The following is a 12,003-nucleotide window of genomic DNA, read 5'->3' as shown; positions in this document are numbered from 1 at the left end:
TTAGGGAAAGGAGGCCGTGACGAGAAGTCACGGCCTTCTTACTAATTTAGTATAACTGCTAATTAAACGATCATTTATTCCACTCGCGCATAAATTCGGTTAGAAATGCCTGCATGTACGCAGTGCGGGCGTGCGCCATTGTCTTCCCGGCAGCGGTGTTCATGGTTGCCTCTAAGTGGAGTAGTTTTTCATGAAAGTGGTTAATACTGGTTTCCTTATGATGCCGGTAGGTTTCCTTATTAGTACTCATTACAACGGGAACGGTCGGGTCATAAATTGGTTGATGATGCGCACCACCATAGGCAAACGCTCGCGCAATTCCAATCGCCCCGAGGGCATCTAACCGGTCAGCATCCTGAACGTATTGACCGGGAACGGGAAGTTTAAAGTGATGCTCAAGGTTAGCTGCATACGACATGTGAGTGATGGTTGTGTGGAGGATTTCTTGGTTCTTATGGGAGAACCGGCGAATAGTTGGCAACGTCATAATTTGGTGCCACTGAGTGGTGGGGGTTGCTGTCACCTTTTCGTCTACAACATCGTGCAGGTATCCCATCGTAGCAATTAACCGAAGGATGGTGGTTGAAGCCGCAGGGAAATCATCCTGGTATAATCGAACAGCATTCCGCGCAACCCGCTCAGCATGGTAAACATCATGACCGGTAGCATCATTCCCTAATACTTGTTTGGTAAGGGCGGCTACGTCGTCAGCAATGTAAATTAAAGTCATTTTGGTCCTCCCGAAGTTTTTTTTAACTGGTTAATAATCGTTTTGTTGGGGGTGACGAAGAGGGTGTGCTGTCCTTTGTAAATGACGAACCCTGGTTTAGCACCGTTGGGTTTTCGAATGTGCCGAACAGCAACATAGTCAACCGGAACGTTCGCGGAAGTGCGCGCCTTTGAGAAGTAGGCGGCTAATTGGGCCGCTTCCGTCAGGGTTGTTTCGCTGGGATCAGCGGCACTCACGATTACGTGTGATCCCGGGACGTTTTTGGCGTGGAGCCAAATGTCGCTTTTCCGGGCGGCTTTGAGGGTAAGTTGATCGTTTTGCAGGTTATTTTTTCCAACCGTAATGGGGGTCCCATCACTTGCAATATACTGGTCCGGACGACTAAGCTTTTGTCGCCGCCGTTTTCCACTTTTAAGCCGCTTTTCCGGCCGGAGATAACCCTGTTGTTGGAGTTCCATTTTAATATCCGGTAATTCTCCTGGTGTAGCTAGTTCAACCTGGGTGGCAATGCTATCCAGGTAATTAATTTCTGTTGTAGTGAGTTCAATCTGGTGGGTAATGTACTTTACTCCGTTTTTAAGCTTGTTATACCGCTTAAAGTATTTCTGGGCGTTACGGGACGGGCTGAGTTCTGGGGAGAGGGAGATTGTAATATCCCGGTTGTTATCGTAAAAGTTCGGGACGGTAACTTGTTTCATCCCGGGACGAAGTTGTCTCATGTAGGTGGTTAGTAATTCCCCCTTAATCCGGAAATTATCCGCATTATCGGTGGCTGCAAGTTCCCGCTGTAGTTTTTTAAGCTTTGTCTTGTTCTTTTTTAGATTTTGTTTGACCACATGGATTAACCGGGATCCCTGTTGATTTACCCGGTCCCGGGTAGCTTTTTCCTGGTAGAACTGGTCAAGCATCGCGCTTAGTGTGGCGAAACGGCTAATGGTGGGGTTATCCGTTAACGGTGAAGTAAAGCTAAAAGCCATCTGATTCCCCGTACTGATAATTACGGGTGTAGGATGGTCGGCTGTTGCTAAGAACCGGTTTAGGTTCATGGCAGCCGTGCCGTCTTGTTGGAGGTAGCACACGAGTAACCTTGCTGAAGCGGTGTTGAGTCCTTGAAGAGTGCGCTGAAGTTGAGCACGCCATTCTGATTGCGGCATTGTTTGAACGGTGTTTTCCACAATGTCAATTGCTGCAAGGGAAAATGGATTTATTTTATTTTGTTTGGGAGGCACGCGGTACTCGGCGTTGGGAAGGATGGTCCGATAACGGTCCTGATCCATTCCAACGTGCTTAATGGCATCGATAATTCGGTTTTCTTCCTGGTTAACCAAGATAATATTACTGTACCGCCCCATAATTTCAACGCTCAAGACGAGGGGTAACTGATCGCCAAGCTCGGTTCGAGTTAGGAGTTTAAAATTCATTACGCGGTCGTTTGCGGGCTGTTCGATAGCCACAAGGTGCGCGTTTTCAAGGTACTTTCGTAGAACCATTGTAAAGTTTGTTGGGACCGGTGGATTCGTATATGGAATCGTTGTTACCTGCACCCGGGCATAGTTTGGGTGGGCGGATAAGAGGACCGGGTAGTTTGTCCGGTGTGCGCGCATGGTAAGAATAATTTCATTAGGAAATGGCTGAGAAATTTTCATGACCCGGCTTCCCTGAAGAAGTGCATTGAGTTCGTGGGTCATTGCGTGGGTAAACATGCCGTCAAAGGCCATAATAAACGCTCCTTTCAGTTCTTGTTGTCTTATTCATTTTACAACAAAGGCTGTTTTGCCCGCAATGACGGGGTTTCTTTGCTACTGAAATGATTACTTCTCCGTGTCTTTTAGGGCTATCTATGATATGATGAAACGGACGATTATTGAGGATAAGTAGGTGAAGGGAATGAAGATTGCTGTTGTCACTGACAGTACAGCATACCTTTCGGCAGAACAGGTGAAAGAAAATAATATTCACGTCGTACCGATTCCGTTTACAGTTGACGGGCAAACGTACCGGGAAGGCATTGACATTACCACGGCGGACTTTTATAAAAAACTACGGACGGCCCGCGAATTTCCCAAAACATCACAGCCGCCGGTAGGCGAACTGTTGAACCTCTACGAAGAATTAGGAAAACAAGGATACGATACGGTGATTAGTATTCATTTGGCGGGGACGATTTCGGGATTAATCGCAACGCTTGAAAGTGTAAAGGACCAGGTTCCTGGTGTGCGGGTGATCCCGTTTGATTCGCGTATTACCGTAATTCTAATGGGAATGTTAGCTGTTAAAGCGGCCCGGATGGCAAATGCAGGTAAGTCTGCTGATGAGATTATTGCGGCTTTGACGAAATTACGGGATACCATTGGAGAGTATTTTGTGGTTGACGACCTCCAAAACCTTGTTCGGGGCGGGCGGTTATCAAACACAGCGGCCTTTATCGGTAGCGTACTGAAAATTAAGCCGCTTTTGACGTTTGACGAACAAACTGACGAGATCGTTGGTTTTGAAAAGGTGCGGTCGACGAAAAAAGCGTTAAAGCGGGCAGAATCATTATTTGCAGAACGGATTAAGAATGTGGATTATCCGCTACACCTCTTTGTAATTCATGCGAATGATCCAAAAACTGCCGAAAAGTGGCAACATCGTCTCCAAAAACAATACCCGAACTATCAAGTCGACATTAGTTACTTCGGCCCGGTAATCGGGACTCATCTAGGAGAAAAAGCATTGGCGTTAACATGGATGCGTGATATTGATAAGTAGTTAAAAGAAGGCGATACATGTGCAGGTATTACTCGGATTAAAGGCTAGTCCGGCCGCTGAGCAGATGGAAGAGCGGCTTCAATACCGACCCGATGTATTTGAATTTTATACAACAGAAGAAGATATGACTTCTCAAGGATTGAAACGCCTGGAGGAGGGCGTAGTGCGGGTGCAAACGGTTACCAAGAGGATTATTATTCACCAACCTATGCGGTATCACAAGGTGAACTACACTGAACTCATTGCACCGGAGGATTACATGCCGGGGTTATACCGCTTTATTGAGGAAACAACCGAAAATCTCCTGCGAATCGCGTTTGATCATGATGTTCAGATTTTAGTCCACGGTTCGTATAGCCGTCAGGTTCCCGAGTTTCTTGCCCAGTACCGATCATTGGCGGCGGCGCGGGAAGTTGCGATGAACAGGATGGACCGGTTTGCTAGGATGGGGCAGGACCATATCATGTTTGAAAATTCGATCTCACCCATCTTTTTTTATGGGAATTCTCAAATGGACCGGCGGATTATGACGCATCATTGGCGGTTAGCCTTTGATACATCTCATTGCTTTATTCACGAGCACGGCTCAAACGAACGATTAGCGGCATCACTTAAGCGCTTGGCTCCTCAGGTTGTACATTATCATTTAGTTGATTCGATGGGATTACAGCATGATAGTCTTCCGTTAGGACGGGGGCGGATTAATTGGCGGCAGGTTATGCCGTTGTTGAATCCTCAGGCCAGTTATATTTATGAAATTGCAATGGATGATCCGGATGATTCGGGGCCGCAACGGGAAAGTGCGGCATATTTACGCCGGCTATTTAAACTTGGATTGAAAAAATATTAAACCACCTTTAAAATACTGTTGTAGCGGGTCTATTAGGACTTACAATAACGGCATAATTGATAGACTGGGGTAAATGGAACGAATGCAATGGAATCGACGATTAAATGCAGTAACAATTGTACTTGGAATGGTCTATGTGTTAGCGGACTTAATTTTTCGGGTTACGATTACATATAATGAACGAAAGGGACTTTCCTTGACTCAGGCGGAGGAGGTTGCGGACTACCATCACTTATTATTTTACGCAGCATATGGCGTGACAATTCTTGTGGGGGTAGTTGGAACAATGACGTTCATTAGTAACGTAATTCATCATGATGCCGTGAACTGGTGGTTACGGATTATTTTGAATCTAGGTGCCATTTTTTTGCCATTCGTGCATACTATGAATTGGTGGTTTATGGCCGTTGAGGTTGTATTTGGTGTGTTGGGTGGCTATTTTCTTAAACATTATGGCCATATGCTGGCGGTTCGGAAATCCGGACACCACCAAAATCTTATGTTCTAATAGAACGAAATGTAAAGGAGCTTTTTAATCGTGGAGAAGTTTAAAAAGATTATGGGGTGGGTCATCCCAATCGTTTTAGCGGTGGCCCTAGGGCTGTTCATCAAGACAGAGTTGTTCCAGTTTGTTAAGGTTGATGGTGCGTCAATGGCCCCCAATCTCCACAACACAGAACGGGTAATGCTTTTAAAACAAGCAAAGATTCGGCGGGATTCAGTGGTTGTTTTTAACGCGTACGGCGTTGACAATACAGGCCAACCGGTGGCTAAGGACACTAAGTACGTTAAGCGGGTCATTGGCTTACCGGGAGATACCGTTACATATAAAAATAACGGAGAGTTGTACGTGAATGGAAAATATGTTTCGCAGACCTTTATTTCGCATAAGCAGCGAACGAGTGGAACAACGACCTTAAATTTACCTGAAGCCCAGGGTGTGCGGATTGGAACCGGGAAGTCTTTTAAGGTTCCTGCCGGGAAATACTTTGTTCTTGGCGATAACCGCGCGATCTCTAATGACAGTCGATATTATGGTTTTGTTCCCCGGAAAAAGATTGACGGCGTTGTAAAAGTGCCTTTTTGGAATGCAAGAGCAAATCTTATAAATAATTATTGGAAACGGGTATACCAAGAATAGCGGGGTTTACCCGTTTTTATATACTTTCATGGGCGTAGAATTAATGGTGGCTTTTATGGATATGTTTAATGTAAATTCATTAGGGATAGAAGAAACGGCTCTAAAAGGGAATGTTTCTATTTGAGCGGTTGAAATAAAGATGATCGAAAAGATGCGGGCTTTAAATGAGTGGCGATAACTTGTTATAAGTACGTAGCCGCAACGTAATAAAACATTTTTTACCAGGTGCTATTACCTGAAGCGCTGTACTAAAATTTTCTGATTTAGGCTTACTAATAGAGTTATAATATTTCTACTATATCTTTTAGGAGTGATAACATGGAACGCGCGGTTTTTGCAGGAGGGTGTTTTTGGTGTATGGTGCAGCCGTTTGAGGAGCTGGACGGGATTTTATCAGTCCGTTCTGGTTATACTGGAGGATTTGTTAAAAATCCTACTTATGAGCAAGTTAAGGCACATAAAACGGGACACACGGAAGCAGTTGAAATTATTTTTGATGAGAAGAAAATTTCTTACGCTAAGTTAGTGGAGATTTATTGGATGCAGACTGATCCTACGGATGCAATGGGGCAATTTGAGGATCGTGGGGATAACTATCGTCCGGTTATTTTCTATAGTAACGCACGTCAAAGGAAGATTGCTGAGGAATCAAAGGCCAAGTTACAAGCATCTGGTCACTTTGAAAAACCAATTGTAACTGCAATTGAACCTGTGCAGCCTTTTTACTTGGCAGAAGAATACCATCAGGGATTTTATAGAAAAAATCCGGAACGTTATGCTCAAAGTAGTGCAATTAGGCATGCCTTTTTAAAGAAAAATTGGCAGTAAATTTGATTAGGTAATGTTTTTACAGTTTATCTAATTAATTTTATAACAACGATGATAAGGATTTTATTGGGGATATTTGGGGTTAAGCCATACTTGTTTTTTACTGTGTAAACGGAAATTCATTAAAAGAAGGTTGTAAATATTGGATAATTATAACGTAATAGTGTGTTTACTAATATAGTCAGTTAACACCGGCCCCTTTTCTTTATTTTTTGTTAATTTTTGGTAGAATATTTACGGGCAATTGCCTGATTGGAGGGAGAGAATTGGATAATCAATTAGGGGCTACCAATAAAAAATACATAAGTTGGCCCGTCATTGCATTAATGGACTTTGTGACGATTATGGGATTTGATGACTTAATGTACCCGTTGCAAAATCAGGGACTTGCGGTTGTCTTTACCTGGGTTGCAATGATCTTTCTGTTTGTTATTCCGTACGAAATGTCAGTTACCCAGCTTGGGGCGACCTTTGGGGACCGTCAGGATAGTGGGTTGGCTTCGTGGGTTCGCCGGGCAAGCCACAGTGACGTTTTGGGATATGCGACGGCCTGGATGTACTGGGCAGCATGTCTTCCGTATATTGTTGACGTGGCTAATTCAACGATTGTTGCGCTGAGTTGGTTGATTTTGGGGAACAATTCATTAGGCCACCGGATGTCAAACTTCATGTTTGGCTTTCTGACGTTTGCGGTTATCCTCATCTTTGTTGTGTTTGAAAACTTTTTCCAGCGTTCCTTGGAAGTTATGTCAACGTTAGGCGGGTTTGCGATGTTTTTCATGACTATTTTATTTGTTGTCATGACGGTTTGGTCATTGTTACACGGCGGTCACATTGCAACGCAACCGTTCAACCTGCATGCTTTTATCCCATCATTTTCATCGCAATACTGGTCAACAACGGGATTGTTGATGTTTGCGGCGTGTGGGGCGGAAATCGTAATTCCGTACCTCAAGCGGATGAAGCACCCGAACCGGGATTTTCCGAAGTCGATGTGGATGCTGGCGTTTATGACGGCCTTTCTTGCAATTTTTGGGACGTTGGCACTGGCAATGTTTTTTAACGCTAACCACCTGCCAAATGACTTGAAGATGAACGGTTCGTTCTACGCTTTCCGGATGTTAGGGGAGCGGATGGGATTAGGAAAGAGTCTCATGTACATTTTTGCGGTTGTTCAAACGTTATATATGTTGGCTCAGCTTGCGGTGCTGCTTGATTCAGTTTCATGGGTGATCGCCGGTGATGTTTCGGAGAAGTTTATTCCCAAGTGGTTTGCTAAGCGGGATAAGAACGGCCGGCCGTTGCATAGTTATGTGATTACGAGTGGATTGTGCTTGTTGCTGCTGTTGTTAAGTGGAACGCTACCAAGCATTAATTCCATCTTTAATTGGCTGTTGAACCTAAACGGGATTGTTTTTCCGTTTAAGAACTGTTGGATTTTTATCGCCTTTATCCTGATCCGGTGGCACCAAAATGAGTTTAGGTCCGGGTTTGTGTTTATCAAGAAACGGTGGGCAGCCCTTGGAGTAGGATGGTTCTGCCTTATCTTCTCATTTGTTTGCGCAATGATGGGCTTCCTGCCGCAGGACGTTGCAGTGGCAACCCATGCGTGGGATCATCAGTTGCTGTTAAACCTTTTTGCTGTTTTTGCATTATTTGTGGCGGGCTTAATTTTGCCGGTTTGGGCATGGATTGAGCGGCGAATGACACAACGGGGATAACAATAATCAATTAGTATTTAAGGGGTTGGGATGTGTGTCTCAGCCTCTGTTTTTGTATATTTTGGAGCTAAGGTAAGCGGCGTTGGGAATTTCACCAGGTTAACGTAACGGAAACTATCGTGAAGCTTGGAGGGTAACTGTTAGGTTATAAGGGTTACCATAACTATGTTAAAGACAGGCAATTAAGGAGATGGCTTTGGCTACGTAAGTTAGGGGGAATTAAGTCACTCTATGCGGTAGTAAGAATTAATAAACGTGCAAAAAAGGAGCTCACTTAAATTAAGTAAGCTCCTTTTTAATATCTTTGGCTTATTTGTTATTTGCCTTTGCAATTGCTTTATTAACGGCATCCTTAAGCCCACGTGTGGTAGAGGATGCTCCTGAAACAGCATCAACTTCAACGGTATTTTCATCAATCATCCGTTGCGGAAGAATCTCAATTGCCCGTTGTCCAATTTCAGCACTTTCATGCTGTTGAATAACGTCAATCTTTTCAATTTGGTGGTTCTCATATTTAACTTTGACGGTAATTGTACCACCGATTCCTTGTTCAGATGATCCCAGGTATTCATGAGAATTGAGCTGAACGTTTGAGAGTTGTTCGTTGGTTAGAATATCGTTAATTTTACCAATGGTTGCAGTAACTGCTTGGTCGTACGATGTTTCTTTTTTCTTAGCAGCGTTTTCACCGGCAACTTTGCCAAAGATAAGACACTCTGCAAGGTTACCCCCACCTTGATAATTATTGGCACAAATTCCGCCGAGTTCACCAGCGCCGTAAAGGTTAGAAATCGGCTTACCATTAACGTCAATGATTTCCGCTTCGCCGGTCCGTTCAGGTCCTCCTTGGGTGTTAAGAACATCGCTCGTAAGTGCAATAGCGTAGTATGGACCGTCGGTGAATGCCCGCATGGTTTGTGGGTTGCGACCACATAAAACATCACGTTGATTTTTAACCGCTGTATTAAAGTCCTTAACTGTTTGTTCTAATCCAGAAACTGGAAGATTAATCTTAGTAGCTAGTTCGCTAAGGGTAGACGCTGAAATAAGTTTATTTGTGAATTCAGGATATGGCAGGCAGCCCTCCTCCTTTTTTTGCTTATCAAAGTCGTCTTTTTGACGATGATCAAAGACAAGGTAGGGGTGTTCTTGCTGAAGGGGGAGGCGCCATGCACCATGGATATAAATATGACCATGCCGTGCTTTTTGATCTTCAGCAAAGTAACGGGTACCGTCATCACCAACAACGAAGATGCTACCGTGATTTAACTGCCGCCAACCATTAATTTGCCGCCCCTGAACATTAGATTGTTCCTTAAAGGTTAATCCAGCTAAAATTCCATGGGATTCGTAATTAGCCATGTGCCAAAGGCGGGCGCGGACTTCCTGGGCCATTTTAATGCCGTCTCCTTGGTTGTATAGCGTTCCAATTGGGGTTAGTTTAGAACGTTTAATAAATGTTTGAACCATTGACGGATTGTTTTCGAACCCGCCGGTTGCTAAAACAACACCGTTACGAGCAAGAATTCGGTAATTATGGTTATTACGGTTAATCACGACGCCAACGATTGCCCCGTTTTCAGGGTTCTGAATAAGGTGTTTTGCGGGAGAATCTAACCAGATATCAATTTGTTCAGAACGCTTAACAACTTCGTGCCGAAGCGCCTTCCACAAGGCGGCATCCTTATCGCACTTATGGACGAGAGCAAAGTCGAAGGTCTCACTTCCCGGAAGTTCGGGGTATTCAGCCATATGGTCTTTTGGAACAACCGGATCCCCCTGATGAATGTCATTGTGCCAACTAATCGGGGTAATTCCAAGATATTTTTTGAAATAGGCCGGGATGTTACTCATCCCATGAACGTAAGTCTTAAGGGTATCTTCGCGTAGTTCCATTGGAGCAGCAAGGTGATGGTAATACGTGTTTAGTTGTTTTTCATCATGGCCCATTCCAACGTGCTGGGCAGAATAACGTGTGTTTCCTCCTTCATGGCCAAACGGTGCCTTATCGACTAGTAGAACATGCGCACCATTATCAGCAGCAAACCGCGCTGCCGTTGCTCCAGCACCGCCAAACCCTAAGACAACTACGTCATATGCACGGTCCCACTTGTTATTAAGGCTGGCTTTTCCGGCCTGTTTTTTGACAAAGACTTGAAAATTATCAAAGCATTGATCGAGGAAGTGCACGGTCTGCTCGTTTCTTAAGTTTCCTTGGTGGTCGAATTGATCAGCGGCGTGTCCAAGAAGGAATTCGTTACTATAAAGAACGCACGCATCAACCCCAGGAGCATTAAGGATGTTTCTAAAAGTATCCTGTGCGCGGGAAGTTCCTAAACTGCCCAGTGAAGTTCCCACAATCATGATTGGTTTATCGGTAAGCGGGTGAATGTCATTGGATAACCATTCAATCACGCTTTTAAGTGCTGCTGGGATACTGTGATCATATTCAGGAACGCCAAAAATTACCCCATCAGCTTCTGTGATTTTAGCGGCTAAATCAGTGACGATTTGTGGTAGTTCAGATATGTCCTCATTGAATAAGGGAAAGTCTGCAATTTCTTGAATATCGATTGTAGCCTTATTAGCAAAATGAGTGCGCATAAAATACAGTAGCTTGCGGTTGTATGATTTAGCTGCGTTTGTTCCAACAATTGCAACGTATTTCATTAGTAACACGACCTTTATTTATGATTTTAAGATTGAGGAACTAAATTACGGGGCTGATTATATGCATGAGAGAATTAATTGCAAGCGCTTTTTTAAAACACGGTGATATTAGGGAGAAGCGGAGGAAAAACTGCCTTATAATAGTGAATAGCAAAACAAGATTATGATAAATTATCATTTTAAGATGAATAATAGTAATGATATGTCAGATAAATACTTTAATTACAAAGTGAAATGAAACATTATCGCCATAAATATTATTAATAATACTTGTGAAATTATTATTGAATTATGATGATGAATGTGTATTATTAATAAGTGATTGAGGAATTAGATTGCAGATATTAGCAAAGGGACGTGAATATTATGGCTAAAGCGCTAATTGCTGCATTAATTCCTGTTATTTTTACAATCATGTTTGGTTTTTTTAGTGGTTACATTAAATCGTTCGATAAAAAGGTGCCAGCAATTTTAAATACGGTTGTAATGAACTATGCGTTGCCGCTAAGTTTATTTTTCGCCTTAAATCAAATGCCAAAGGAAAAGATTTTTGCTAATTGGCGAATTGTTATGTGGGAGTTTGTAATGATGGTTGGATGGTGGTTTGGGGTTTATTTTTTCAGCAAATACGTGCTACGTTCATCAACCATCTTGTCGATTATTAGGGCGTTGACACTGTCAACACCAGCAATCTTATTTGTCGGACCAGCACTTTTGACACCATTATTTCCGGGAAATGCAGCGATTGCAATTTCAATCGGGGGATTAATGCTGAATGCAGTTCAGTTACCATTAACGATGCTTGCACTGACGTTGGCTACAATCAAGAAGACCGATAATTTATTAGTTAACGTTGGACAAGTAGTAATTAATGGATTAAAGAAACCGGTCATTGTTGGAGCGTTTGTTGGGTTAGTTACGGCGTTACTTGGTTGGCGTTTACCAGCATTAGCAGCACCAACGTTTGAAGAGCTGGGAAAGGCAGCTGCGGGCTTAGGGTTATTTTCAATTGGATTAATTCTGTGGTTTAATAAGCCAAGTTTTTCCGGAATTGTGTGGTTTGACGTGATTGTTAAGGAACTAGTGATGCCATTATCGGTAATGGTAATTATGATGTTATGCGGGGAATCACGGATGTTCATTAATGAAATGACAATGACAATGATGATTTCACAAATGATCTTTCCGACAATCTTTAGTCAGCAATATGGTGAAGGGGAGCAGGAGATGCCGTCCGCAATGTTTTTAACGACCATTGGTTCTTTCTTCGCATTAATGTGCTTTATCATTCTTCGGGGAATTAGTCTGTAAT

General features: G+C 43.3%; 10 protein-coding genes. 7 read left to right on the top strand and 3 right to left on the bottom strand.

The window, feature by feature from the left end; translation table 11 throughout:
• Window positions 1-70: 70 nt before the first annotated feature.
• Both ACI3EZ_RS03970 and ACI3EZ_RS03965 read right to left on the bottom strand, forming a co-directional pair.
• The gene (locus tag ACI3EZ_RS03970; protein ID WP_405024152.1) at window positions 71-730 is read right to left on the bottom strand and encodes an HD domain-containing protein; all 660 of its coding nucleotides are present in this window, start codon (window positions 728-730) and stop codon (window positions 71-73) included.
• A complete protein-coding gene (locus tag ACI3EZ_RS03965; RefSeq protein WP_405025595.1) occupies window positions 727-2,448 on the bottom strand; it encodes an NFACT family protein in 1,722 nt (573 codons plus the stop codon). Before ACI3EZ_RS03965 ends, ACI3EZ_RS03970 begins: the two co-directional genes overlap by 4 nt.
• Window positions 2,449-2,617: 169 nt before the next feature.
• Between ACI3EZ_RS03965 and ACI3EZ_RS03960 the strand changes: the two genes are divergently transcribed.
• The 6 genes from ACI3EZ_RS03960 (at window position 2,618) to ACI3EZ_RS03935 (ending at window position 8,021) form a co-directional block, all read left to right on the top strand.
• Entirely contained in the window at window positions 2,618-3,481 is an 864-nt protein-coding gene (locus ACI3EZ_RS03960; protein ID WP_405025674.1) for a DegV family protein, read from the top strand.
• 19 nt (window positions 3,482-3,500) lie between these two features.
• Window positions 3,501-4,331: a sugar phosphate isomerase/epimerase family protein gene (locus ACI3EZ_RS03955; RefSeq protein ID WP_405025594.1), complete on the top strand. Its 831-nt coding sequence runs from the start codon at window positions 3,501-3,503 to the stop codon at window positions 4,329-4,331.
• A 73-nt stretch (window positions 4,332-4,404) separates the two neighbouring features.
• Window positions 4,405-4,839, top strand: a complete 435-nt coding sequence (locus tag ACI3EZ_RS03950) for a hypothetical protein (protein WP_405025593.1) — start codon at window positions 4,405-4,407, stop codon at window positions 4,837-4,839.
• A gap of 51 nt (window positions 4,840-4,890) precedes the next feature.
• A complete protein-coding gene (gene lepB / locus ACI3EZ_RS03945) occupies window positions 4,891-5,472 on the top strand; it encodes a signal peptidase I (RefSeq protein ID WP_405025673.1) in 582 nt (193 codons plus the stop codon).
• A 318-nt stretch (window positions 5,473-5,790) separates the two neighbouring features.
• Window positions 5,791-6,300 carry a peptide-methionine (S)-S-oxide reductase MsrA gene (gene msrA / locus ACI3EZ_RS03940; protein ID WP_405024148.1) on the top strand — a complete coding sequence of 170 codons (510 nt, stop codon included), beginning with the start codon at window positions 5,791-5,793 and terminating at the stop codon, window positions 6,298-6,300.
• A gap of 326 nt (window positions 6,301-6,626) precedes the next feature.
• A complete protein-coding gene (locus ACI3EZ_RS03935) occupies window positions 6,627-8,021 on the top strand; it encodes an APC family permease (protein WP_405024260.1) in 1,395 nt (464 codons plus the stop codon).
• A gap of 309 nt (window positions 8,022-8,330) precedes the next feature.
• Here ACI3EZ_RS03935 and ACI3EZ_RS03930 read toward each other — a convergent pair whose 3' ends face one another.
• Entirely contained in the window at window positions 8,331-10,691 is a 2,361-nt protein-coding gene (locus ACI3EZ_RS03930) for an FAD-binding protein (protein ID WP_405025592.1), read from the bottom strand.
• A gap of 366 nt (window positions 10,692-11,057) precedes the next feature.
• Here ACI3EZ_RS03930 and ACI3EZ_RS03925 point away from each other — a divergent pair, with 366 nt between their 5' ends.
• Window positions 11,058-12,002, top strand: a complete 945-nt coding sequence (locus ACI3EZ_RS03925) for an AEC family transporter (protein WP_405025591.1) — start codon at window positions 11,058-11,060, stop codon at window positions 12,000-12,002.
• Window position 12,003: the final 1 nt, after the last annotated feature.

The sequence above is a fragment of the Ligilactobacillus sp. LYQ60 genome (genome assembly GCF_045033015.1).
Lineage (GTDB): Bacteria > Bacillota > Bacilli > Lactobacillales > Lactobacillaceae > Ligilactobacillus.
Note: the sequence above shows the minus strand (reverse complement) of the source record. Positions and strands in the feature narration are given on the sequence as shown.

What these genes read in the sequence shown, in the direction of transcription:
- ACI3EZ_RS03930 (WP_405025592.1), bottom strand. Translation starts at nt 10,691, where the DNA reads ATGAAATACGTTGCAATTGTTGGAACAAACGCAGCTAAATCATACAAC.
- ACI3EZ_RS03935 (WP_405024260.1), top strand. Translation starts at nt 6,627, where the DNA reads ATGGACTTTGTGACGATTATGGGATTTGATGACTTAATGTACCCGTTG.
- ACI3EZ_RS03970 (WP_405024152.1), bottom strand. Translation starts at nt 730, where the DNA reads ATGACTTTAATTTACATTGCTGACGACGTAGCCGCCCTTACCAAACAA.
- ACI3EZ_RS03925 (WP_405025591.1), top strand. Translation starts at nt 11,058, where the DNA reads ATGGCTAAAGCGCTAATTGCTGCATTAATTCCTGTTATTTTTACAATC.
- ACI3EZ_RS03950 (WP_405025593.1), top strand. Translation starts at nt 4,405, where the DNA reads ATGGAACGAATGCAATGGAATCGACGATTAAATGCAGTAACAATTGTA.
- lepB (WP_405025673.1), top strand. Translation starts at nt 4,891, where the DNA reads ATGGGGTGGGTCATCCCAATCGTTTTAGCGGTGGCCCTAGGGCTGTTC.
- ACI3EZ_RS03965 (WP_405025595.1), bottom strand. Translation starts at nt 2,448, where the DNA reads ATGGCCTTTGACGGCATGTTTACCCACGCAATGACCCACGAACTCAAT.
- msrA (WP_405024148.1), top strand. Translation starts at nt 5,791, where the DNA reads ATGGAACGCGCGGTTTTTGCAGGAGGGTGTTTTTGGTGTATGGTGCAG.
- ACI3EZ_RS03960 (WP_405025674.1), top strand. Translation starts at nt 2,618, where the DNA reads ATGAAGATTGCTGTTGTCACTGACAGTACAGCATACCTTTCGGCAGAA.